Raw genomic sequence first — 24,884 nt, 5'->3', positions numbered from 1 at the left:
GTATTTACTTTATTTCTGTACAATAAAGCACTTGCATCAATTCCTTTTTTGATCCTGTCATTTTATTTGTTTTATTTTGGCTGGACACAGCTTACTGACAGAAAAAAGAAAACACGGTAGCGGAGTGCACCTACTTTGTATATAATGAATAAAGTTGAAGATAGAAGAAGGGACGTGCACAGATTGAATATCCGTGAATTATCACAAGATGAATTAGTGGAAGAGTCGTTTGTCGACTTAGCCTATGCAATTTTAGAAGAAACACATGAAACTAAAACTTATTCGGAGATTGTTTCAGCAATTGAAGCATTACTCGGTTTATCGAAAGAAGATATGAAAGCGCGCCTTGTTCAGTTTTACACAGACATGAACATTGATGGCCGATTCTTGATATTGGGTGAAAATCGCTGGGGACTTCGTGAATGGTATCCAGTAGAGCAAATTGAAGAAGAATCCGCACCAACGGTTAAAGCACGCAAGAAGAAAACGAAAGTATCCAGCGACGAGGACTTCGATGACATGGATCTCGAACTCGAAGATGAATTGGAATTTGACGACTTTGATGAAGTGGATGACGAAGACGACGATGAAGATGATGAAGTATTGGTCATTCCGCCAGTCGAAGACGAAGAAGCGGAAGTCATTGATTTCGATGTGGATGTAGATGACGATGACGATGATGAGGTAGACGTGGATGTATTGGTCGAAGACCTGGACGGCAACATTATCGATGATGAAGAAGAAGAGGACGACTTAGAAGACGACCTTAAGTAGTCTGAACAATTTTTTACCTTGACTTAAGCGGCTAGACTGGATAAGATTTTATTGGGCTCCTTAAAATAGGAGAGATGAATCGTACAGTTTACGCGCTCCCTCTGCACAGTGCAGGCGGGGCGCTTTTTATTTTTTTAAATTGAAGGAGGAAACAAGCATGACAAAGTATATTTTTGTAACCGGAGGCGTTGTGTCGTCTTTGGGCAAAGGAATTACAGCAGCATCATTAGGCCGTTTATTGAAAAACAGAGGATTGAACGTTACCATCCAGAAATTTGACCCATACATCAATATTGACCCAGGCACGATGAGTCCATATCAGCACGGAGAGGTTTTCGTAACAGACGACGGCGCGGAAACGGATTTGGATCTTGGCCATTATGAACGTTTTATCGACATCAATTTGAACAAATACTCTAACGTAACGACAGGGAAAGTTTACTCCACTGTCATTAAAAAAGAACGCCGCGGCGACTATTTGGGTGGAACTGTCCAAGTCATTCCGCATATCACAAATGAAATCAAAGACCGCTTGCTGCGCGCTGCGAAATCAGCAAAAGCAGACGTAGTCATCACTGAAATCGGCGGAACTGTCGGCGACATCGAATCCCTTCCATTCCTTGAAGCTATCCGCCAAATGCGTTCAGACCTTGGCCGCGACGAAGTCATGTACATCCACTGTACACTGATCCCTTACCTTGGCGCTGCTAAAGAAATGAAAACAAAACCGACTCAACACAGCGTAAAAGAACTGCGCAGTCTTGGAATTCAGCCTAACCTGATTGTTGTCCGCACAGAACATCCTGTACCTCAAGACATGAAAGATAAAATTGCTTTGTTCTGCGACATTAAATCGGAAGAAGTTATTGAATCGCGCGATGTTGACGTAATTTACGAAATGCCGCTTCGTTTGAAAGAGCAGCATATGGATCAAATCGTTCTTGACCATTTTGGAATTGAAGCTCCGGAAGCCGATATGACAGAATGGACGGCTCTTGTAGAAAAAGTTCAATCCTTATCCAAAAAAGTGCGTATTGGATTAGTCGGGAAATACGTTGAATTGCAAGATGCTTACATCTCTGTTGTTGAAGCATTGAAACATGCTGGATTTGCATATGATGCCGACATCGAAGTGAATTGGATCAACGCTGAATACATCAATGAGGAAAATGCTGCTGAGCAATTGGGCAACTGCGACGGCATCCTGGTTCCTGGTGGATTTGGAGACCGCGGTGTCGAAGGAAAAATTGTTGCAACTAAATATGCCCGTGAAAACAACGTTCCGTTTTTCGGAATCTGCTTGGGCATGCAATTGGCCTCTGTTGAGTTTGCACGCAGCGTCATGAATTTTGAAGACGCGCATTCTTCTGAATTGAACCCGAAAACGTCTTATCCGGTCATCGATTTGCTGCCGGAACAAAAAGATGTTGAAGATTTGGGCGGAACACTTCGTTTAGGTTTGTATCCTGCTAAATTGGAAATCGGTTCAAAAGCATACGAAGCGTATGGTGAAGAGCTGGTTTATGAACGCCACCGCCACCGTTATGAATTTAATAATGAATACCGTGAGCAGTTTGAAGCAGCTGGCTTTAAATTCTCAGGCACTAGCCCGGATGGCCGTTTGGTTGAAATTATTGAGCTTGCTGACCACCCTTGGTTTGTGGCTTGCCAATTCCACCCGGAATTCATTTCACGCCCGAACCGTCCACAGCCTCTATTCAGAGAGTTTGTACATGCTTCATTGAAAAATGCAGAAGTGCCGGTTCAATCTTAATTCAGATTCTTAAACCCATGAATTGCAGTTGGATAATAAAAAATAAATAATCACGTTGAAAAACCTTCCTGCTTTTTTATTGCAGGAAGGTTTTTATTTTGGATTCAGCTTTGATTCATCAAGCGGTTGCAAATTTTAAATCACGGCGAACTTAAACGTCAGTTTGATAAACCAAAACCGTTTTACAGTTTCACTCTGTAAACGGTTTGACTGTCGAGAAACTTCTATGCTCTTCCATTTCGCTTCAGGCGGACGCTTTTCGCGGGGTGCGGCCTGAGCCTCCTCGCTCGCTAGCGAAGACCGTGTGCTCCTGCGACGAAGCGCTTGGCGCTGCAACGCCCTTTCATGTTTCGAAGCTAGCGGAGCGATGCAGAAACAAGAGCACATTTTTGCCCTTCGCCGCCTTCCGCTGCATTCAGCTTCCTTTTGCCACTTCTAGAGATTCTCTAAAATTGTGATTGTTTTGGAAAGCTTTCTAATGTTTGTGCTTGCTCTCTAGATATGGAGCCAACCAGCGGAGACGCCTGCGGCAAGCGGAGCTGGTTGGCGAAATATCGATTAAGTGATGAAAGCTAAAACGATTTTCAACTTTCTCGACATTTTGACTGTCTAAAGTTTCATTCTGCAAACGGTTTGTTAGAACTTCATTACTCAGCCAGCATTTCATCGATGGCCATTTTGACTGCATGATAAACAAATAACGCGCCCATTGCATGGGGCACCACTGTCCGGCTGTCGTCTTCTGCCGGCAGCAGGCCTTTGTCGATTTTCAATGAAATAAAGGCATCCGCTTCCATTTCATTATTACGATTCTCTGCCGTTAGCATAGCAAATGGCAGGTGGGCATCATTTAATCGTCCGGCGAGTTCGTCGCCTTCATTGTTTTTCGCAAGAATCCATACACGGTCGGCGCTGGTAATAACACTGTCCGGCTGCCACCGGGCACAGCTTTGGAGCGGTTCAATTCCTTCAGCTGCACTGGCAGCCACTGCTTTCATTTCACCGAATGCGGCAATGAAGATAGTTCCTTCGCCGATGGCTGCTTGGGCAAGAACACGAGCTGTATCTTCAATCGCTTCTTCTTGCTGGGCAAGCCGCTGAAATAAGCCGCTTAATTGGGTTGTTAACATTTTCATTTCTTTCACCTCATAAACAGATTATAGCAGAAGGTACTGGGATGTAGAAAAGAGCGCCATTGTCTAGTAGAATGAAAAGGTACGTTGAAGCTGGAAAAAAGAAGGGAATGGCTCCTCTTGAAAACGGTATTGATCGTAGATGACCAGATAGGCATCCGACTTTTATTGAATGAAGTATTTAAAAAGGAAGGCTTCCATACCTTAATGGCTGCAAACGGCAAAGAAGCCATACAAAAAGCGATGGAAACACAGCCGAATCTGGTATTGTTGGATATGAGAATGCCGGGAATGGATGGCATTGAAATTTTGAAAAGCTTGAAGGAATTACAGAAAGAGATACATGTAATCATGATGACGGCATATGGCGAACTTGATTTGATTGAAGAATCGATTGACAGCGGAGCAGCCCGTTATTTCACAAAACCATTTGATGTATTTGAAATACGCGATGCTGTAAAGCAATTGTTAAGAGACTGATACACACGAAAGTAGCGAAAGCATGCTGTTTTTGGTATAGTAAAAAGGATATTTGGGTAATATACAGCTGAGGAGGAATTTTGTAATGCCGTTAGTTTCAATGAAAGAAATGATGATAAAAGGGAAACAAGAAGGTTATGCAATCGGACAATTTAACTTAAATAATCTTGAGTTTACTCAAGCGATTTTACAGGCAGCACAAGAAGAAAATTCTCCTGTTATTTTAGGGGTATCTGAAGGTGCAGCTCGTTATATGGGCGGATTCACTACAGTGGTACATATGGTGAAGGGCTTAATGCACGATTACAAAATTACAGTTCCAGTGGCTATTCATTTAGACCACGGCTCCAGCTTTGAAAAATGTAAAGAAGCTATCGATGCTGGATTCACTTCTGTCATGATTGATGCATCTCATCACCCGTTTGAAGAAAATATTGAAATCACAAAACAAGTTGTGGAATATGCACATAAACATAATGTATCCGTGGAAGCGGAATTAGGAACTGTCGGTGGACAAGAAGACGACATTATTGCAGATGGCGTAATTTATGCAGACCCTCAAGAATGCAAGCAATTGGTTGAAGAAACTGGCATTGATTGCCTGGCGCCGGCTCTTGGGTCTGTCCACGGACCATACAAAGGCGAACCGAACTTAGGCTTCGAAGAGATGGAAGAAATTTCTCAGCTTTGTGATGTCCCACTTGTATTGCACGGAGGAACAGGAATTCCGGTAAAAGATATTCAGCGTTCGGTTTCTTTAGGAACAGCGAAAATCAACGTCAATACGGAAAGCCAGATTGCTTCAGCGAAAGCGGTCCGTGAAGTATTGAATAAGGATGCGGATGTTTACGACCCACGTAAATATATGGGGCCAGCCCGTGAAGCGATCAAAGCGACTGTCATTGGGAAAATGCGTGAATTCGGCAGCTCAGGAAAAGCTTAATAACAACAATACTGGATGAAAGAGAGAAGCGTCCGAAGGGTCTCTTCTCTTTTTTCCACATAACTAGGAGGAAAAGAAGATGAAATTTTTTATCGATACAGCAAACTTCGAAGAGATTAAAGAAGCACACTCATGGGGGATTCTTTCAGGTGTAACGACAAACCCTTCTCTAGTGGCGAAAGAAAAAAATGTTTCTTTCCACGACCGTTTAAAAGAAATTGCAGCACTTGTTGATGGCTCAATCAGCGGGGAAGTTATCGCACTTGATGCAGAAGGTATGATCAAAGAAGGTCGTGAATTGGCTGCTTTGGCACCTAACATTACCGTGAAATTGCCAATGACGCCGGACGGTTTGAAAGCTTGTTCAGTTCTTGCGGCAGAAGGCACAAAAGTCAACGTAACATTGATTTTCAGTGCGAACCAAGCACTTCTTGCAGCACGTGCAGGCGCATCTTATGTATCTCCTTTCCTTGGCCGTTTAGATGATATCGGACACAATGGCATGGACTTGATCGCGACAATTGCTGACATTTTTGCTATCCATGACATCAAAACAGAAATCATTGCAGCTTCCATCCGCCATCCACAGCACGTAACAGAAGCAGCACTGAACGGAGCGCATATCGGTACAATGCCGATCAAAGTAATGCAGCAAATGTTCAAGCACCCATTGACTGACAAAGGAATCGAAGCATTCCTGGCAGACTGGGAAAAACGCTCTATTGAAGAAGAAGTAAAATAAAACTATATATGTTGAAATGAAAAATCAACTTTTACATGTCGCTCCGGCCGCTTTGGGCAGAGCTCCCGCAAGAAGACAGGAAGACCGCCTGTCTTCTTGCTTCGCTTAGCCCGTGGACATGCCTTTGTCGGCAAGTGAAGATAATTAGTTTTAGTTAGATAGTCGAACCAATCGGACTTTTAAAGACAGTAGATTTTTGCGAAAGCGGAAATTGTACTGTCATTTAAAGTGGAATACAGAGAAACTGTGTTCAGCTTGGCTGAACACTAGTTGAACCAATCGGACTTTTAAGGATAGTAGATTTTCGTGATAGCGGAAGTCGTACTGTCGTTTAAAGTGGAATACAGAGAAACTGCTTTCAGCAAAGCTGAAAGCTAGTTGAACCAATCGGACTTTTAAAGACAGTAGATTTCCGTGAAAGCGGAAGTCGTACTGTCATTTAAAGTGGGATAAAGGAGAAATTAAATCGCATGGATGTATATAAAGTAAAAGGCGGTAAACGCTTATCCGGCACGATTAAAGTGAATGGGGCAAAAAACAGCGCAGTGGCATTGATTCCTGCGTCCATTTTAGCGAACTCACCTGTGCAAATTGAAGGCTTACCGGAAATTTCTGACGTCTGGACACTGAAAAGTATTTTAGAAGAAATCGGCGGCGAGGTGTCATTTGAAGATGGCACTATGAAAATCGATCCGACTCATATGATTGATATGCCATTGCCAAACGGGAATGTGAAAAAACTGCGGGCTTCTTACTATATGATGGGTGCTATGCTTGGCCGTTTTAAACATGCGGCAATCGGGCTGCCAGGCGGATGCTTTTTAGGGCCTCGCCCGATTGACCAGCACATCAAAGGTTTTGAAGCGCTCGGAGCAAAAGTGACGAACGAACATGGTGCCATTTATTTGCGTGCGGATGAACTTCGCGGTGCGAAAATCTACCTGGATGTTGTCAGTGTAGGAGCGACTATCAATATCATGTTGGCGGCAGTTCTTGCTAAAGGCCAGACAACTATTGAGAACGCAGCAAAAGAACCTGAAATTATCGATGTGGCAACGCTTCTCACAAACATGGGAGCAAAAATCAAAGGAGCGGGTACGAACGTAATCCGCATTGATGGCGTTGAAGAGCTGCACGGAACAAACCATACAATCATCCCGGACCGTATAGAAGCAGGAACATTCATGATCATGGCAGCTGCAATTGGAGATGGCGTACTGGTTGATAACGTTATTCCATTCCATATGGAAGCTTTAACAGCAAAATTGCGTGAAATGGGAGTCGATGTACAAGAAAACGAAGAATCCATTTATATTCCAAAATCGGCCTCACTTCAGGCAATTGATGTGAAGACACTGGTATATCCAGGATTTGCAACGGATTTACAGCAGCCATTTTCAGTATTAATGACGCAAGCGACGGGTTCTTCAATGATCACGGATACGATTTATTCGGCCCGTTTCAAGCATATTGATGAATTGCGCCGCATGAATGCAAGTGGACGGGTTGAAGGGCGCGCAGCGGTAATTACCGGGCCGACTCCGTTGACATCGGCAACTGTGGTGGCTTCTGATTTACGGGCAGGTGCGGCATTGGTTATTGCCGGTTTGCTTGCAGAAGGCGAAACAGAAATACGGGAAATTTATCATATCGAACGCGGATATTCGAATATTGTCAATAAGCTTCGTGGGCTTGGCGCAGATATCCGCAGAGAAACAATTGATCCGGTCACAAGTGCAAAGTCCGACCTGGGACAGAGCGCAAACTGACTTCTTTCCAGCTTGTTGATATATGCTACAATTATGAAGTATAGATTTTCAGCTGAACGGGAGGAAAAGAAACTATGGAACGAAGTTTGTCAATGGAACTTGTGCGTGTTACGGAAGCGGCAGCAATTGCTTCGGCAAAATGGATGGGCCGCGGTTTGAAGATTGAAGCGGATGACGCGGCAACTAGTGCCATGCGGAAAGTTTTTGATACAATTCCGATGCGCGGTGTGGTAGTAATTGGTGAAGGTGAAATGGATGAAGCACCAATGCTCTATATCGGAGAAGAACTCGGGACTGGCCAAGGACCGGAAGTGGATGTTGCAGTCGATCCTTTAGAAGGAACGAATATCGTAGCAGCTGGCGGCTGGAATGCGCTTGCAGTTCTTGCGATTGCTGACCGTGGCAATTTATTGAATGCACCTGATATGTATATGGATAAAATTGCAGTAGGACCTGAAGCGGTCGGTAAAATTGACATCAATGCACCAGTGATTGATAATCTTCGTGCAGTTGCGAAAGCAAAAAACAAAGATATTGAAGACGTTGTAGCAACTATTCTGGATCGCCCGCGCCACAAACACATTATTGAGCAAATTCGTGCTGCAGGAGCCCGTATTAAATTGATTAATGATGGAGACGTGGCAGGAGCGATCAATACCGCTTTTGAAAAAACCGGTGTTGATATTTTATTCGGCACAGGCGGAGCCCCTGAAGGCGTAATCGCGGCTGTTGGCTTGAAATGCTTAGGCGGCGAACTTCAAGGGAAGTTGATGCCTCAGTCAGATGAAGAAGCACAGCGCTGCTTGGATATGGGCTTGGATGTCAGCAAAGTTCTTAAAATGGAAGACCTTGTAAAAGGGGACGATGCCATCTTTGCAGCAACAGGCGTTACGGACGGTGAACTGCTTCGCGGAGTTCAGCTAAAAGGCGGTTTTGCAGAAAGCCATACATTGGTAATGCGTGCGAAATCAGGCACCGTCCGTTTTGTTGAAGGGCGCCATAGCATGAAGAAAAAACCAGATCTCGTTATGCATGATTAATGATCCAACTTCAAAATTGAGTCCGGTATCTTGCCGGACTCCTTCTTTAAAGATCTTTCCAATCAAATCAACGACTGATCCTCAACATACGAAACCCTAAAAAAAGAGTAAGAGTGGTGTCCAATTAATGACAATAATAACAATTTCCTCTTTGGAGAACATGACGCTGAGAGAGCTTTACACTTTGGCGAAAGAATACAAGCTGACCAATTACAGTAAATTATCGAAAAAAGAATTGATTTTTGCTATTTTAAAAACAAGAGCAGAACAAGAAGGCTTCTTCTTTATGGAAGGCGTTCTTGAAATCATCCAATCGGAAGGTTTCGGTTTCTTGCGTCCGATCAATTACTCACCAAGTTCACAGGACATTTATATTTCCGCTTCCCAAATCCGCCGGTTTGACTTGCGGAATGGCGATAAAGTTTCAGGGAAAGTGCGTCCGCCAAAAGAAAACGAACGCTATTTTGGCTTATTGCAAGTAGAAGCGGTAAACGGGGAAGATCCGGAAGTCGCTAAAGAACGTGTCCACTTCCCAGGCTTGACGCCACTTTACCCGGACCGTCATATCCGCCTTGAAACAACGCCGAAACATCTTTCTGCACGCATCATGGATTTAGTGGCGCCTGTCGGATTTGGCCAGCGCGGTTTAATCGTTGCTCCGCCAAAAGCCGGTAAAACGATGCTGTTAAAAGAAATTGCCAACTCGATTACCACAAATCACCCGGAAGCCGAGCTGATTGTTCTGCTCATTGATGAACGTCCGGAAGAAGTGACGGATATCGAACGTTCGGTTGACGCAGATGTTGTATCTTCAACATTTGATGAAGTACCGGAAAATCATGTAAAAGTGGCAGAGCTAGTTTTAGAACGCGCAATGCGCCTTGTAGAGCATAAACGGGATGTTATCATTCTAATGGATTCCATTACACGATTGGCCCGAGCATATAATTTGGTTATTCCGCCAAGTGGCCGTACACTGTCAGGAGGAATAGACCCTGCAGCTTTCCACCGTCCAAAACGCTTTTTCGGGGCAGCCCGCAATATCGAAGAAGGCGGCAGTTTGACAATCTTAGCTACTGCTTTGGTTGATACCGGATCGCGTATGGATGAAGTGATTTACGAAGAATTTAAAGGAACCGGCAATATGGAGCTGCATTTAGATCGCAGCTTGGCAGAGCGCCGCATTTTTCCAGCACTGGATATCCGCCGTTCGGGCACCAGAAAAGAAGAGTTGCTTCTTAATCCAGCTCAATTGGAGAAACTGTGGGCAATCCGCAAAACCTTCTCAGATTCACCGGATTTCGGAGAACGCTTCTTGAAAAAGCTGGGTCAAACAAAGACCAATGAAGAATTTTTCGAGCAATTGAACAATGAAATGAAGGCTCACCGCAGCAACAAAAAGATGATTTAAATAGTTGCAATATGACCTAATATTTGTTATGATACTGAGAGTGATTTAAAACAGTGCTATTGCATATACGGCCTAAAGAGCCGTGTAAGGCAATAGTAAAATAGATTATCAAACTCTGTTCCAGATGGTTCAGGGCGGGAGGAGAAAATATTATGAAAACAGGTATTCATCCAGAGTACAAACAAGCGACAGTAACTTGCTCATGTGGGAACTCTTTCACTACAGGTTCTGTAAAAGAAAACATTAACGTTGAGCTTTGCTCAGAATGTCATCCATTCTACACTGGACGTCAGAAGTTTGCTGCAGCAGATGGCCGCGTAGACCGTTTCAACAAAAAATACGGCATAAAAGAAGAAATTGCTGAGTAATTGATAAATATACCTGCTTTGCGCGAAAACGCCAAGCAGGTATTTTTTCGTTTAATAGCTGTTTAATTCGCCTTACATAGCAGAAAAAAGCAGAATTACTAACCAAATTTGGGTATGATTATAATGAAAAAGCGTTTGAAAGGGGTCCCACTTATGTACGTTATGAAACAATCAGGCTGGGTAGAGCTGATCTGCGGAAGTATGTTTTCAGGAAAATCGGAGGAATTGATCCGGCGCATACGGCGCGCTCAATTCGCAAAACAAAAAATTGCTGTATTTAAACCGAAAATTGATGACCGTTATAGCGAAGAAGCGGTTGTTTCCCATAATGGCACTACTGTTATTGCCTTGCCAATTGAGCATTCAAAAGAAATGTGGCAGTTTATCACAGATGAATATGATGTCATTGCCATTGATGAAGCTCAATTTTTTGATGAAGAAATTATAGATAATGTTCAGAAACTGGCTGATCACGGATTCCGTGTCATTGTAGCAGGCCTGGATCAAGATTTCAGAGGACGCCCTTTTGGCCCGATGCCGACATTATTGTCCATTGCAGAACAAGTAACGAAACTTCAAGCGGTTTGCACTGTTTGCGGATCCCCTGCAAGCCGGACACAGCGTTTGATTGACGGCAAGCCAGCTGGCTCTGACGACCCGACGATTTTAGTAGGCGCATCAGAAGCATACGAACCGCGCTGCCGTCATCACCACGAAGTGCCGGCCGGTGTGACGATTTCGAAATAGAAAAGTTTTTTATATAGATTGGCTAGAGAGGTTAACTTTTTGAAACGCTTCGGCCGCTTTGGGCAGAGCTCCCGCTATAAGCCGAGAAAGACACTCGTCTTATAGCTCCGCCTAGCCCGTGGACGCGCCTGCGCTGGATACGCTTCTTGGAAAAGAGAGAATCATTTATATAACTTGCTGATTATTTCTTAGTTACAAGAATCATATCGATAATCTTAAAGTAAGTTTTTAAGTATAGACGAAACATAGAGGAAAGAGCGGAAGGCGGCGACTCCAGCGGGAATAGTATGAGCCGAAGATCCCGCAGGAGCGAAGCGACGAGGAAGCTGAGGCCATACCCGCGGAAAGCGTCCGCCTGGAGCGATTTCTTCAACCCTACTTGCAATATGAAGAAGAAAAGAAAATAGAAAAAAGAGGTGATATGGGAATGTTTGATCGATTACAAGCTGTAGAAGACCGTTATGACCGTTTAAATGAACTGTTGAGCGATCCTGAAATTGTCAGTGATACCAATAAACTTAGAGAGTATTCCAAAGAACAATCCGATTTGCAGGATACGGTGGAAGCTTACCGTGAATATAAAGAACTTACAGCTCAATTGAACGAAGCGAAAGCGATGTTTGATGATAAACTGGACCCTGAAATGCGCGAAATGGTCAAGGAAGAAGTCAATGATTTGGAAACGCAATTAACGGCGATTGAAGAACGCCTCCATATTTTATTGATACCAAAAGACCCGAACGACGACAAAAACGTCATCATGGAAGTGCGCGGAGCAGCTGGTGGAGATGAAGCGGCATTATTTGCCGGTGACCTTTACCGCATGTACAGCAGATATGCCGAATCGAACGGCTGGAAAGTGACCATTATGGATTCCAATCCAACTGGCCTTGGCGGCTTTAAAGAATTGGTATTCATGATTACTGGAAAAGGCGCTTATTCGAAACTGAAATACGAAAACGGCGCGCACCGTGTGCAACGTGTGCCGGAAACTGAATCGGGCGGCCGCATCCATACGTCAACAGCGACAGTGGCTTGTTTGCCGGAAGTGGAAGAAGTCGAAGTGGAAATCCACGACAACGATATCCGGGTAGACACGTACGCTTCATCTGGAGCGGGCGGACAATCCGTTAACACGACGATGTCGGCAGTGCGATTGACGCACATTCCGACCAATACGGTCGTTACCTGTCAAGATGAAAAATCTCAAATCAAAAACAAAGCCAGTGCAATGAAAGTCCTCCGCGCACGCGTTTATGATAAATTCCAGCAGGAAGCACAAGCTGAATATGACGCAGTGCGGAAATCTGCTGTCGGAACCGGGGACCGTTCTGAACGGATCCGGACGTACAATTTCCCTCAAAACCGGGTGACGGATCACCGCATCGGGTTGACTATCCAGAAACTTGACCAGATCATGCAAGGCAAGCTGGATGAAGTCATCGAAGCTTTGGTTGTGGAAGAACAGTCTGCAAAAATGGAAAGCTTGAACAATGACTAAAAGTAGACGATTGTATGAGGCCCTTAACGGGGCTTCTTCTTTTTTAAAAAGCAAGGGCCGGGAAGAAGCGGTCGCGCGAATCCTGCTTCAGCATGAACTCGGTTTATCACATGCTGGCCTGCTGTCTGCCATGCGTGATGAAATGGATGAAGCGGTATTTGAGCGCTACTGGAGCAAAATTGAGCAGCATGCAAAAGGAATTCCTGTTCAGCATTTGACCGGAGCCGAAGAATTTTATGGCCGGAAATTTCAGGTCAATGAAGACGTCTTAATTCCCCGGCCGGAAACTGAAGAACTGGTGGAAGAAACTTTAAGGCTGGTCAAGGAGATGTTCCCTGATAAATATCCGACGGTTGCGGATATTGGAACAGGAAGCGGCATCATTGCGATTACGATGAAATGTGAGCTTCCTGGATCGCTTGTCACAGCGACTGATATTTCGGAAAAAGCGTTAACTATGGCCAAGCAAAATGCACATCGGCTGGAGGCAGATGTCCATTTTAAGCTCGGGGATTTAACTGAACCGATCCGTGATCAGAAATGGGATATCATTTTATCGAACCCACCGTATATCAGCTATGAAGAAGCAGCGGATTTATCTGATACTGTCCGTGATTTTGAACCGCATAACGCATTATTTGCGGATAATAACGGCTTGGCTTTATACGAAAAAATGGCAGATCAATTGCCGCATTTGCTGAATAAACCGGGGATTGTCGGCTTTGAAATCGGTTATAAACAAGGGCCGGTTGTGGAAAACTTATTAAAAAAAGCTTTTCCGGATGCAACAGTGTATATAAAAAAAGATATCAACAATCAAGACCGCATGGTTTTTTGCATAAACAATTAACTTGTTCACAAATTGTGAGCAAATCGCTATGAATTATCCACAATTTGTGGATAGAATTATAAAAAACAAGCGAAAATAGGAGATGTTCACATGGAAACGGAAATCGTACTTGTGGATAGTTCTGTGAATAAAGAAGAAACTTATTCACAGGCTGTGGAAATCCTTCGAAATGGAGACATTGTGGCCTTTCCCACTGAAACCGTCTATGGGTTAGGTGCAGATGCCACGAATCCGCAAGCCGTTGAAAAGATATTTACTGCAAAAGGGCGGCCGTCAGACAATCCATTGATAGTACATGTCGATTCTAAGGAAAGCGCCTTGAACTGGGTTCAAAATGTTCCGGCAAAAGCAATTCAGTGCATGGATGCTTTTTGGCCTGGAGCATTAACGATCATACTGGAGTCAAAACCGGGCGCTTTTGCTGAGAATGTTACAGCAAATCTTAAGACAGTCGGTATTCGTGTACCAAATCATCGAGTTGCTCTGGATTTGCTGGCACGGGTAAACGTTCCAATTGCCGCGCCAAGTGCCAATACAAGCGGCAAACCGAGTCCAACGCTGGCAGAACATGTCTATCACGATATGGCTGGCATCATTCCGCTTATACTTGACGGTGGACAGACAACCATCGGACTCGAATCGACCGTTCTCGATATGACAAGCGAACCGCCAGTTATTTTACGGCCAGGGGAAATCACAAAAGAAGATCTTGAACTCGTAATTGGCACAGTCCGGCTGTCTTCTGAAATCCAAGGGAATGCCCCAAAATCTCCCGGGATGAAATATATACATTATGCGCCTGATGTGCCTGTCTACTTGATCGAGAACGATGAAGCATTAGTTGGAAAAGCGATTCAGCATGTACAAAAAGAAGGAAAGAAAGTAGCAGTTCTCAGCACCGCCGATTTCCCAGTGGCAGATTACCATTTCCCGTTATCGGCAGAAACTCTTTACGATAGTTTGCGCAAATGTGACCAGACGGATGCCGATTTGATTTTGGCCACTGTTTCAACAGCTTCGAACCGAAGTGATGCCATGATGAACAGATTGGAAAAAGCGGCTGACCACAAGTGGTTCAGCTAAATCATTCTAAAGGTGGGGGTACAATGAAGATTTTCTTTGTATGCACAGGCAACACATGCAGAAGCCCGATGGCAGAAGCCATATTATCAGCGAAAAAATTGCCGGGAATTGAAGTCCGTTCAGCCGGTATCTTCGCTGGAGAAGCTCCTTTGTCATTCAATGCTCAAACCGTCTTGGACGAAGAAGGAATTTCATTTGAGCATACTTCCAGACAATTGGTGTCGGAAGATATGGAATGGGCAACATTAATCTTAACGATGACTGCTTCCCATAGACAATTCCTGCTGCAGCATTATCCGGAATATGCCAGCAAACTATATACATTAAAAGAGTTTACCGGTGAAATGGCGGCGGATGTCAGCGATCCATACGGCGGATCTTTATCCACTTATCAGCAGACGTTCAATGAATTGAAAAGATTGATTCAGCTGCTTGTAGAAAAGCTGGCTGAAGAAGAACAGACAGAAAAGAAATGATTGTTTAAATTGGGCCATTTGCGAATACGCAAATGGTTTTTTTATGGAACCTTTCAAATAGCTGAAAATCCATTGTTTCTTCGGTACACAGCGGGTTTATAGGATTTTTAGGATATTGATGTTAGAATAAAAGAAAAGTGAATAATGCATTTAAAAAGCATTTCGCTTCAATCGAAAATAGAAAAGAGGGCTTTACATGAAAATTGCTATAACATCAGATCACGGCGGGAATAACCTGCGTAAAGAAATCGTTAATTTATTAAATGAATTGGGTATGGATTATCAGGATTTTGGTCCGCATACAGACGATTCAGTGGATTATCCGGACTATGCAAAACCGGTGGCGGAAGCAGTGGCAAAAGGTGAATTCGATCGCGGAATCCTCATTTGCGGCACAGGAATCGGCATGTCGATTGCTGCCAATAAAGTTAAAGGCATCCGCTGCGCATTGGTTCATGATGTATTCAGTGCGAAAGCGACAAGAGGCCATAATAATTCAAACGTTCTAGCGATGGGTGAACGCGTAATCGGGCCTGGATTGGCACGTGAAATTGCCAAAACATGGCTTACAGAAGAATTCGAAGGCGGCAGACACGAGAAACGCATACAGAAAATAACAGATCTCGAACAATAATAAAAGGAGTGGTCGATATGCAAACCTTATGGCAACTGCAGCTTGAAGAAACGTTAAGTGAATTGGAACAGCAAATTCAATTTAAAAAGGGCCAAGTGTTTGTAGTCGGCTGCTCCACTTCAGAAGTCGCAGGGAAACGGATTGGCACAGGCGGCGGCCTTGATATTGCAGAAAGCCTTTATGAGCCGCTTGAAAAATTTGCGGCACGCCACCGTATTTTTCTGGCTTTTCAAGGCTGCGAACATATCAACCGGGCACTGACGGTCGAACGCCAAGCAGCTGAAAAATATGGCTGGGAACCGGTTACGGTCATCCCTGTTGCTAAAGCCGGCGGCTCCATGAGCGCTTACGCCTATTCAAATATGAAGGATCCGGTGGTGGTTGAAGAAATTCAAGCACATGCTGGAATCGACATTGGACAGACAATGATTGGCATGCATTTAAAAAGAGTAGCCGTTCCTGTGCGAACTTCTGTTAAACTAATAGGTGAAGCGATTGTGTCAGCTGCAACTACCCGTCCGAAACTGATTGGTGGGAAACGCGCAAGTTACGATCGTGAGCTTGTCCAACTACAGGAGGGATACATTGATGGAATTGATTAAAACGCAGGACTCGGCAGTTTTCGAAGCAATTAAGGCAGAAAAAGGGCGTCAGGAAGCGAATATTGAACTAATCGCCTCTGAAAACTTTGTATCGCAGGCAGTAATGGAGGCACAGGGTTCAGTCCTTACTAACAAGTATGCTGAAGGTTACCCTGGAAAACGCTATTATGGCGGATGTGAATTTGTGGATGTAGTAGAAAACATTGCGCGTGACCGACTGAAAGAAATTTTTGGCGCAGAACATGCGAACGTTCAGCCACATTCAGGATCACAAGCCAATATGGCGGTTTACACAGCAGTGCTTGAAAAAGGCGACACAATCCTAGGCATGAATTTAAACCACGGCGGACACTTGACACACGGCAGCAAAGTGAACTTCAGCGGAATGCAATATAATTTCGTGGAGTATGGAGTAAATGAAGAAACGCAATTAATCGATTATGAAATCGTGCGCCAAGTAGCGCTTGAGCATAAACCGAAAATGATCGTAGCTGGCACTAGTGCTTACTCCCGCGTTTTGGACTTTGAAAAATTCCGTGAAATCGCTGATGAAATCGGAGCTTACCTAATGGTTGATATGGCGCATATTGCAGGATTAGTCGCAACTGGCGCTCATCCGAATCCAGTGCCGCATGCACATTTCGTAACCTCGACTACACACAAAACGCTTCGCGGCCCTCGTGGAGGATTGATCCTTTGCAAAGAGGAATTCGCGAAGAAAATCGACAAGACCATTTTCCCTGGAATTCAAGGGGGCCCTCTAATGCACGTCATTGCTGCAAAAGCGGTGGCATTTGGAGAAGCGCAACAGCCTGAATTCAAGACATATATTGACCAAGTCGTAAAAAATGCACAAGCGCTTGCTGAAGGTTTAAAAGCTGAAGGCGTTGATATCGTTTCAGGCGGAACTGACAACCACTTAATGCTGGTTGATCTTCGTTCTCTAAACTTGACTGGTAAAGTAGCGGAGCATGTACTTGATGAAGTAGGGATTACAACAAACAAAAACACCATTCCTTTTGATCCGCAAAGCCCATTTGTGACTTCAGGAATACGCCTTGGTACGCCAGCGGTGACTTCCCGAGGATTTAAGGAAGCGGAAATGAAAGAAATCGCTTCGATCATGGCGAAATTATTGAAAAATCCAGAAGACGAAAATGTGAAAAAAGAAGCTGCAGAACGAACAGCTAAGTTAACAGCTAGTTTTCCATTGTACAAATAAGGAAATACAGCTGCCGAAAGTTTGATTTAGGCAGCTGTATTTTTACTGTCTACATAAAAGATCTTGGGGGACCTTCGTATGCCAACGTACCAATTAAGGAAAGAAAAGCGAATAATCATTGAGTGGCTGCGCCGTCTGGGGGTAGAATTTCAAACTGGTTTTGTTGTGTTGAACCATGATGTAGAAGACACCCCGATCATTTATGCGAATCAGGCTTTTTGTGAGATGAGCGGCTTCTCAGAAGATGAAATAGTCGGATTTAATGGAAGGTTTATGCACGGGTCAAAAACCGATCCGGAAGTAGTCCGGAAAATAAGAGACTGCATTGATGCCCGTACTGCATGCACATATGAAATCATTAACTACCGGAAAGACGGCAGCCCTTTTTGGAATGAAATTACCGTCCAGCCCATTAGCATCCAGGAAAAAGGAGTAACTTTTACATTGATGCTTCAACGGGATATCACGGACCGTAAGCGGACGGAAGCTTTGATCAAATTGCAGCAGGAAACTTATAATGATATTGAAAAAGGCTATATGCTGAGCGTTCTTTTACAAAAAGCCTGTATGGCAGTTGAGTCTTTTTTCCAAGATGGTGCAAAATGTACGGTCATGCTGGTGGATGAAAATGATCGTTTCCGGATTGCGGCAGGAAATTCTATGCCGAAGGAATTTCATGAAGCAGTGGACGGAGTTTTAGCAGAAGAAACAGCAGTCACTTGTGGAGCAGCTTTTTATCGTGATGAAACCGTAGTGGTGGAAGACATAACAATTGATCCTTTATGGAAGAACCACCAGCAACTTGCGGAAACGCTTGGCCTTGTTTCAAGCTGGTCTGTCCCGATTCATGATCTTGAAGGCAAACCCATCGGCACGTTTGGCATTTATTTCCCTGCACGCACTCTTCCGGCTCCCAAGGAATTGGAATTTATAGAACAGATGGCGCCGGCAGTGGCATTGATCATCAAATATTCCCAACAGCAAGCAGATATTCTGGCATTGGCTTATACCGATAAAGAATCGAATTTGCCGAACCGGAACTATTTCATAAATGAAATAAAAGAACTGTTAAAAGAACAAAAAGAAGGATTTATTGCATTCATCTCTGCAGATGAATACGTAAAAGTGGTTGATCAGTACGGACATCGGGCAGGGGATTCACTCGTCCGCGAAGTCGGCAAACGGTTTCTTCGGGCGAAATTGCCGTCGGATCATGTGATTGCCCGCTTTTCTGATTCGACCATTGCGTTGTTTTGCTTAACGCCTCTTGGTAAAGTGCCGGATTATTTGGAGCTGCTGGCCCAATTGGATCCGGTCAGCATTCAGGATATGGAACTGTTCCTGACCTTGAAAATGGGAGTAGCCCTGATTACGCCGAACCAGCAAAATGCGGACGAACTGATACGCCATGCAGACAGCGCATTGTCCAAAGCCAAATTGCGGGCAGGGGAATCCATTTGTTATTACGAAAACGAACACGATGAATCGATGATGAAAGATTTGCGGATCGCCAATGAATTGACGGCAGCGATCAAGCGTGAAGAAGTCGATGTTTACCTGCAGCCGAAAGTGGAATTGAAGACTGGGAAAATTCTAAGCTTTGAAGCTTTGGCTCGCTGGTCTTCCCCAGAGCTTGGTGTTATTGCTCCTGATGTTTTTATTCCCGTTGCGGAAAAGAACGGCAAGATCCGGGTATTGGAGCAAGTGGTGCTTAAACGTGTCTTGACGTGGTTGAAAAAACGGCAAGACCAAGGTTTGGAGTTAAGCCAAGTGGCGATCAATATTTCAACCGATCATTTTTTCCATCATTCCTTTATTCCCTATCTTGTCGATAAGACGGCAGAATATGGCATTGAACCGAAATGGCTTCAATTAGAAATTACGGAACGCATCGGTTTTGTTGACATTGATACAGCTTATAAAGTTTTTAGGCAGCTGAATAATTATGGTTTCACAAGTTCACTCGATGATTTCGGTACAGGATATTCTTCTTTGAGTTATTTGCAGAAGCTGCCTGTCACCGAAATCAAAATTGACCGTTCGTTCATTTCCAATATGCAGGAACCTCAGACTTTAGCGATTGTGCGCACGATTGTTCAGCTGGCAGAGAACTTGAATATGCGTGTTGTAGCGGAAGGAATCGAAACCGAGGAGCAGCGGCGGATTTTAATAGCGCTTGGATGCCGCATCGGCCAAGGTTATTTCTACTACCGTCCGATGTCGCTGGATGAAGCAAATTTACTATGAATCGAAGCCAAAGGGCTTCGATTTTTTTCGTGCTCTGATTCTTTTACAGGGGAGAAAAAACTGAAAAGTCGCAATGCTCTCAGCAGCAACTTTCAGAAGAAAAATTCTGTTATACTATATAAGATAAATGTTAGAAAAGGAGAGATATGCCTTGGGGAAAGTATATGTATTTGACCATCCACTGATTCAGCATAAATTGACGTATATCCGTGATAAGTCGACAGGAACGAAAGAATTCCGTGAATTGGTTGATGAAGTTGCGACGTTGATGGCTTTTGAAATCACCCGCGATTTGCCGCTAAAGGAAATTGAAGTGGAAACGCCGGTCCAGATGGCGACTTCCAAAGTGTTGGCGGGCAAGAAATTAGGCATCGTGCCAATTCTGCGTGCAGGCATCGGCATGGTAGATGGCATTTTGAAATTGATTCCTGCCGCTAAAGTGGGCCATATCGGTCTATACCGGGATCCAGAAACTCTACAGCCGGTTGAGTATTATTTGAAGCTGCCATCCGATGTGCAAGAACGTGAATTTATTGTAGTAGATCCGATGCTTGCAACAGGTGGTTCAGCGATTGAAGCTGTAAACTCATTGAAAAAGCGCGGTGCGACGAAAATTCGTTTCATGTGCATCATTGCAGCACCAGAAGGCGTAGAAGCTTTCCAATCAGTTCATCCGGATGTGGATCTCTACATAGCGGCTTTGGACGAGAAGCTGAACGAGCATGGCTACATTGTTCCAGGTCTCGGTGACGCAGGCGACCGGTTGTTCGGTACAAAATAAGCAAGAAAAATGCAGGCAATCCAACCCTCGGGTAATAGCTGCGAAGAGGGTTTTTTTGCCGGAGTCTAGACATATAAGAAGTGAGGGATTTATTTGTCGAAAAAGTGGAAAGTGATGACGATTTTTGGCACGCGGCCTGAAGCCATTAAAATGGCGCCGCTTGTACTCGAACTCCAAAAGCATCCTGAAACCATCGAGCCGCTTGTTGCGGTAACTGCCCAGCATAGAGAAATGCTTGACCAAGTGCTGGAAACGTTTCAGATTACTCCGGATTTCGATTTGAATATTATGAAAGACCGGCAGACATTAAGTGATGTTACCACTCGGGCACTTATTGGGCTTGACGGCATCATGAAAGAAGCAAAACCGGATATCGTACTTGTGCATGGCGATACGACGACGACATTTGTGGCGAGCCTTGCCGCTTTCTACAACCAGATTGCTATTGGCCATGTAGAAGCTGGGCTGCGCACACATAATAAGTATTCTCCTTATCCAGAAGAAATGAATCGTCAATTGACGGGTGTCCTTGCTGATATCCACTTTTCGCCGACTGAAAAATCCGCTCAGAACCTGCGCTCGGAAAACAAACAGGAAACAAGCATTTATATCACTGGCAACACGGCTATAGATGCATTGAAAACAACAGTGCGCGAAACTTACAGCCATCCCATTCTTGAAAAAATCGGTTCAGACCGCATGATTTTATTGACGGCCCATCGCCGTGAAAATCTGGGGCAGCCAATGCGCAATATGTTCCGGGCCATCAAGCGCCTTCTTGCGGAACATGACGATATCCAAGTGGTTTATCCGGTTCATATGAATCCGGCAGTGCGTGAAGTCGCGGATGAAATTCTGGGGCGTGATCCGAGAATCCATTTGATTGAACCGCTGGAAGTGTTGGATTTCCATAACTTCGCTGCCCGCTCATTCATTATTTTGACGGATTCCGGCGGCATTCAGGAAGAGGCGCCGTCGCTCGGCAAACCGGTCCTTGTGTTGCGGGATACCACTGAACGGCCTGAAGGCATTGAAGCTGGTACACTTAAACTTGCGGGGACAGATGAAGAAACAATATATGGATTGGCAAAAGAATTGCTGACAAACAAAGAGACCTATAAAGCAATGTCCCAAGCATCCAATCCATATGGAGATGGTGAAGCTTCCCGCCGAATAGTTGAAGCCTTGATCGAATACTTTTCTGCGAAGTAAAGCATTATAGTTGTGTTGAGAGAATACTTTTTGGAAATTTGTCGACAATATGACAGATGAAAATCGCTTGTGAACAATTTCACTTCTAGGAATTGACATGATTTTACCCCTATTGTATGCTTACAAAGGGTATGCATGAGAAGGTTTTCTTACATAGAAGAAGTTGTTCTGAAAGCCTGATGCGACTGCTCTTTTTAGAGGTAAAATGTCAAATCAAACGAAACTCGAGGGGTTTATCATGCGCCCAACAAAAAGTCCCTTACAAGCGATGGCCCTTTACAGTGCCATCCTCTCACAACTTGTCGGGTCCGTACTCATCGGTACATTTACAGGTATGTGGCTCGATGATCAATTCGGAACCGCCCCGCTTTTCTTGATCATTTGCCTATTCGCAGGATTAGCCATCGGTATATGGGCAATGTTTCAAACTATCCGAAAATTCGACTCAGGAGACCAGTAAAAAATGGATGGACTAAGGGAGATTTATACAAGGCTTAAGAAGATGATGTACTTCATCCTTGCGGCATTCGTTATTGGTTGGGGGTTTACCCCTTATCAAGAAGTTTTCGCGGGCCTGATCATCGGTTCCTTGTTCGGCATTTATAATATGTGGATTCTGGTTCGCCGGATGGAAGGATTTGACCGGGCGGTGGCAGAAGGCTCGAAGGTTCGTTCGCTCGGAACGGCATTACGGTTTGCATCAGGTGTTGCAGCAGTGGCGATAGCAATTCTTTTCGCTGAGTACATTCACTTGGTCAGTACGGTAATTGGGTTGATGATCCCGTATGTTCTGTTATTGGCAGAACGGATTGTTTATCATGTGAAACACCATTAATAAAGTGGAAAGAGAGGTGAAACTATCGTGGATCATGGCGCTCCAATGTATGAATTGTTCGGTATTTGGTTTAACTTATCGAACGTTATGATGCTTCTTGTAGCCGCTCTTATCGTTTTCCTAATTGCATTTATCGCTACTCGGAATCTGCAGCTTAAACCAAAAGGCATGCAAAACTTCATGGAATGGATTATGGATTTCGTTAAAGGTCTTATTAAGAGCAATATGGACTGGAGAGACGGCGGACGATTCCATGTTCTTGGAATTACGTTGATCATGTTCATTTTCGTATCAAACATGCTGGGATTGCCTTTTGCAATAGTTGTCAATGGAGATCTTTGGTGGAAATCACCAACTGCTGATCCAACTGTCACTATGACATTGGCTGCCACCATTATCGTTTTGAGCCATTACTATGGCATCAAACTGAAAGGGCTGGGACAATACAGCGCAGGATATTTAAAACCTATGCCGTTTTTATTCCCGCTTAAGATTATTGAAGAGTTCGCAAATACGCTGACACTCGGTCTGCGTCTTTACGGTAACATCTATGCAGGTGAAATCTTGCTTACTTTATTGGCAGGCCTTGCATCAGCAAGTGTCTTTGGATTTGCAGCCGCTATCCTTCCAATGATGGCATGGCAAGGATTCTCAATCTTTATTGGCGCAATCCAAGCGTTCATTTTCGTTATGTTAACGATGGTTTATTTATCGCATAAAGTTGCCGACGACCATTGAGTATAAATTGCTCATATTGAGCAAAAACAAAAAACAACTATCCTGAGGAGGACATATCACAATGACAGGTTCATTAGGTTTATTAGCAGCAGCAATCGCAGTAGGTTTAGCAGCACTAGGTGCAGGTATTGGTAACGGTCTTATCGTTTCAAAAACAGTTGAAGGAATCGCTCGCCAGCCAGAAGCACGCGGCGTTCTTCAAACAACTATGTTCATCGGGGTAGCATTGGTTGAAGCACTACCAATCATCGCAGTAGTTATCGCGTTCATCGTAATGAACCAATAGTATCGGCTCTCATACATTAAGCAGAATGGCGGGAATGCTTCGGCAGGTTTTTCGCCATTTATGTTTGTATGACCTTATGATTTCGAAAACCTATTCTTTTACGTTAAAAGATCTTATTATAGAAGAAACTCAACGAAACTGAACTTTAAGCTCTTGAAGGGAGTGAAACAATCGTGTTTTTTGATCACCTCGTACTCGGCGCGGCCGGGGAATTTTTAAACATCGGAGATATCATAGCAACTCTTGTAATTTTCATCTTGTTGATGTTGCTATTGAAAAAATTCGCATGGGGCCCATTGATGGGCGTAATGCAACAGCGTGAAGATTTGATCGCCAGTGAAATCGAAACGGCTGAACACAGCCGCCAGGAATCACAGAAATTGCTTGAAGAACAGCGCAGCTTGTTAAAAGAAGCGCGTACTCAAGCGCAGGAAATCGTAGAAACGGCTAAAAAGCAAGGCGAAGTTTCGCGTCAGGACATTATCGCGACAGCGCGTACTGAAGCTGGCCGCATGAAAGATTCTGCAGTTCAAGAAATCGCTAACGAGAGAGAAAAAGCTCTAGCGGCAGTACGCGAAGAAGTTGTGGCATTGTCAATGCTTGCAGCATCTAAAGTACTTAACAAAGAAATCAGTGTAGAAGACAACCGCCAATTGATTAATGAAACGATTGCGAAGGCAGGCGACATACAATGAGCCAAGCTTCAGAACGTTATGCATTAGCATTATTTGAAATTGCAAACCAGCATGGCACTTCTGAAGAAGTGGAAGCGGATTTGCGTGAAGTTAAGAAAGTTTTCGTTGAAAACCCGGAATTGCTGAATCTCCTAGGTTCACCAAAATTGGCAGCTGAAAACAAAAAAAATATTATTTCCGAACTTTTCGGCCAAGGGAATGGTTATGTCGTCAACACATTGCAGTTGCTGACAGAACGCGGACGCTTAGACGAAGTCACGGACGTAGTAGACCAATATATTGGATTAGCTAATGAAGCCAAAGGAATTGAAGATGCAAAAGTGTATTCGGTGAGTCCATTGACAGAAGAAGAACGTGCATCCATTTCTGCTACATTTGCCAAGAAAATCGGTAAACAATCTTTACGAATTGAAAACATCATCGATCCTTCTTTGATCGGTGGATTGCGTCTTCAAGTCGGAACCCGTATTTATGACAGCAGCATCTCTTCTAAGTTGGAACGTTTGCAGCGTCAATTGATCGGTTAATTTACGAAATTATG

General features: G+C 44.1%; 27 protein-coding genes. 26 read left to right on the top strand and 1 reads right to left on the bottom strand.

Features of this window, described 5'->3' with window-relative positions; translation table 11 throughout:
• Positions 1-183: 183 nt before the first annotated feature.
• On the top strand, positions 184-774 hold the full coding sequence (gene rpoE, locus QWY16_RS15545; protein ID WP_300993474.1) for a DNA-directed RNA polymerase subunit delta: 591 nt from the start codon (positions 184-186) through the stop codon (positions 772-774).
• Between the two features lie 157 nt (positions 775-931).
• Positions 932-2,548: a CTP synthase gene (pyrG, locus tag QWY16_RS15540; protein WP_300990137.1), complete on the top strand. Its 1,617-nt coding sequence runs from the start codon at positions 932-934 to the stop codon at positions 2,546-2,548.
• A 647-nt stretch (positions 2,549-3,195) separates the two neighbouring features.
• Here the strand turns inward: pyrG and QWY16_RS15535 are convergent.
• Positions 3,196-3,684, bottom strand: coding sequence for a DUF2529 family protein (locus QWY16_RS15535; protein ID WP_300990136.1), 489 nt, complete (start codon positions 3,682-3,684; stop codon positions 3,196-3,198).
• Positions 3,685-3,801: 117 nt separating this feature from the next.
• On the opposite strand from QWY16_RS15535, the gene QWY16_RS15530 reads away from it, so the two are divergent.
• The 24 genes from QWY16_RS15530 to QWY16_RS15415 all read left to right on the top strand — a co-directional run bounded on the left by QWY16_RS15530 (position 3,802) and on the right by QWY16_RS15415 (position 24,870).
• Positions 3,802-4,161 carry a response regulator gene (locus QWY16_RS15530; protein ID WP_300990135.1) on the top strand — a complete coding sequence of 120 codons (360 nt, stop codon included), beginning with the start codon at positions 3,802-3,804 and terminating at the stop codon, positions 4,159-4,161.
• 85 nt (positions 4,162-4,246) lie between these two features.
• Entirely contained in the window at positions 4,247-5,104 is an 858-nt protein-coding gene (locus QWY16_RS15525) for a class II fructose-bisphosphate aldolase (protein ID WP_300990134.1), read from the top strand.
• A 79-nt stretch (positions 5,105-5,183) separates the two neighbouring features.
• Entirely contained in the window at positions 5,184-5,846 is a 663-nt protein-coding gene (fsa, locus tag QWY16_RS15520; protein ID WP_300990133.1) for a fructose-6-phosphate aldolase, read from the top strand.
• Positions 5,847-6,316: 470 nt separating this feature from the next.
• Positions 6,317-7,615, top strand: coding sequence for a UDP-N-acetylglucosamine 1-carboxyvinyltransferase (gene murA, locus QWY16_RS15515; RefSeq protein WP_300990132.1), 1,299 nt, complete (start codon positions 6,317-6,319; stop codon positions 7,613-7,615).
• A 74-nt stretch (positions 7,616-7,689) separates the two neighbouring features.
• On the top strand, positions 7,690-8,655 hold the full coding sequence (gene glpX / locus QWY16_RS15510; protein WP_300990131.1) for a class II fructose-bisphosphatase: 966 nt from the start codon (positions 7,690-7,692) through the stop codon (positions 8,653-8,655).
• Positions 8,656-8,782: 127 nt separating this feature from the next.
• Complete coding sequence (rho, locus tag QWY16_RS15505) at positions 8,783-10,066, top strand: transcription termination factor Rho (protein ID WP_300990130.1); 1,284 nt, start codon at positions 8,783-8,785, stop codon at positions 10,064-10,066.
• Positions 10,067-10,218: 152 nt separating this feature from the next.
• Positions 10,219-10,434 carry a 50S ribosomal protein L31 gene (gene rpmE / locus QWY16_RS15500; protein ID WP_300990129.1) on the top strand — a complete coding sequence of 72 codons (216 nt, stop codon included), beginning with the start codon at positions 10,219-10,221 and terminating at the stop codon, positions 10,432-10,434.
• A gap of 153 nt (positions 10,435-10,587) precedes the next feature.
• Positions 10,588-11,181 carry a thymidine kinase gene (locus tag QWY16_RS15495; RefSeq protein ID WP_300990128.1) on the top strand — a complete coding sequence of 198 codons (594 nt, stop codon included), beginning with the start codon at positions 10,588-10,590 and terminating at the stop codon, positions 11,179-11,181.
• A 427-nt stretch (positions 11,182-11,608) separates the two neighbouring features.
• On the top strand, positions 11,609-12,682 hold the full coding sequence (gene prfA / locus QWY16_RS15490; RefSeq protein ID WP_300990127.1) for a peptide chain release factor 1: 1,074 nt from the start codon (positions 11,609-11,611) through the stop codon (positions 12,680-12,682).
• On the top strand, positions 12,675-13,532 hold the full coding sequence (prmC, locus tag QWY16_RS15485; RefSeq protein ID WP_300990126.1) for a peptide chain release factor N(5)-glutamine methyltransferase: 858 nt from the start codon (positions 12,675-12,677) through the stop codon (positions 13,530-13,532). Before prfA ends, prmC begins: the two co-directional genes overlap by 8 nt.
• Before the next feature lie 90 nt (positions 13,533-13,622).
• On the top strand, positions 13,623-14,615 hold the full coding sequence (locus QWY16_RS15480) for an L-threonylcarbamoyladenylate synthase (protein WP_300990125.1): 993 nt from the start codon (positions 13,623-13,625) through the stop codon (positions 14,613-14,615).
• A 23-nt stretch (positions 14,616-14,638) separates the two neighbouring features.
• A complete protein-coding gene (locus tag QWY16_RS15475; RefSeq protein ID WP_300990124.1) occupies positions 14,639-15,091 on the top strand; it encodes a low molecular weight protein arginine phosphatase in 453 nt (150 codons plus the stop codon).
• Between the two features lie 196 nt (positions 15,092-15,287).
• Entirely contained in the window at positions 15,288-15,725 is a 438-nt protein-coding gene (rpiB, locus tag QWY16_RS15470) for a ribose 5-phosphate isomerase B (protein ID WP_300990123.1), read from the top strand.
• Between the two features lie 17 nt (positions 15,726-15,742).
• Positions 15,743-16,327 carry a TIGR01440 family protein gene (locus QWY16_RS15465; protein ID WP_300990122.1) on the top strand — a complete coding sequence of 195 codons (585 nt, stop codon included), beginning with the start codon at positions 15,743-15,745 and terminating at the stop codon, positions 16,325-16,327.
• Positions 16,314-17,549, top strand: a complete 1,236-nt coding sequence (glyA, locus tag QWY16_RS15460; RefSeq protein ID WP_300990121.1) for a serine hydroxymethyltransferase — start codon at positions 16,314-16,316, stop codon at positions 17,547-17,549. The genes QWY16_RS15465 and glyA overlap by 14 nt, the downstream gene beginning before the upstream one ends.
• Positions 17,550-17,627: 78 nt before the next feature.
• A complete protein-coding gene (locus QWY16_RS15455) occupies positions 17,628-19,796 on the top strand; it encodes an EAL domain-containing protein (RefSeq protein ID WP_300990120.1) in 2,169 nt (722 codons plus the stop codon).
• A 151-nt stretch (positions 19,797-19,947) separates the two neighbouring features.
• Complete coding sequence (upp, locus tag QWY16_RS15450) at positions 19,948-20,577, top strand: uracil phosphoribosyltransferase (RefSeq protein WP_300990119.1); 630 nt, start codon at positions 19,948-19,950, stop codon at positions 20,575-20,577.
• A 114-nt stretch (positions 20,578-20,691) separates the two neighbouring features.
• Positions 20,692-21,789 (top strand): non-hydrolyzing UDP-N-acetylglucosamine 2-epimerase, encoded by a 1,098-nt coding sequence (wecB, locus tag QWY16_RS15445; RefSeq protein WP_436837194.1) that lies wholly within the window; start codon positions 20,692-20,694, stop codon positions 21,787-21,789.
• Positions 21,790-22,027: 238 nt separating this feature from the next.
• Entirely contained in the window at positions 22,028-22,249 is a 222-nt protein-coding gene (locus QWY16_RS15440) for an AtpZ/AtpI family protein (RefSeq protein ID WP_300990117.1), read from the top strand.
• A 3-nt stretch (positions 22,250-22,252) separates the two neighbouring features.
• Entirely contained in the window at positions 22,253-22,624 is a 372-nt protein-coding gene (locus QWY16_RS15435) for an ATP synthase subunit I (RefSeq protein ID WP_300990116.1), read from the top strand.
• 27 nt (positions 22,625-22,651) lie between these two features.
• Positions 22,652-23,362, top strand: coding sequence for a F0F1 ATP synthase subunit A (atpB, locus tag QWY16_RS15430; RefSeq protein WP_300990115.1), 711 nt, complete (start codon positions 22,652-22,654; stop codon positions 23,360-23,362).
• A gap of 61 nt (positions 23,363-23,423) precedes the next feature.
• On the top strand, positions 23,424-23,648 hold the full coding sequence (gene atpE / locus QWY16_RS15425) for a F0F1 ATP synthase subunit C (RefSeq protein WP_006829234.1): 225 nt from the start codon (positions 23,424-23,426) through the stop codon (positions 23,646-23,648).
• A gap of 173 nt (positions 23,649-23,821) precedes the next feature.
• On the top strand, positions 23,822-24,343 hold the full coding sequence (gene atpF, locus QWY16_RS15420) for a F0F1 ATP synthase subunit B (RefSeq protein ID WP_300990114.1): 522 nt from the start codon (positions 23,822-23,824) through the stop codon (positions 24,341-24,343).
• On the top strand, positions 24,340-24,870 hold the full coding sequence (locus QWY16_RS15415) for a F0F1 ATP synthase subunit delta (protein WP_300990113.1): 531 nt from the start codon (positions 24,340-24,342) through the stop codon (positions 24,868-24,870). Before atpF ends, QWY16_RS15415 begins: the two co-directional genes overlap by 4 nt.
• The last annotated feature ends 14 nt before the right edge of the window (positions 24,871-24,884 follow it).

It is taken from the genome of Planococcus shenhongbingii (assembly GCF_030413635.1).
In the GTDB taxonomy this organism is placed as follows: domain Bacteria; phylum Bacillota; class Bacilli; order Bacillales_A; family Planococcaceae; genus Planococcus; species Planococcus shenhongbingii.
This window is presented reverse-complemented; position numbering and strand designations above follow the sequence as displayed.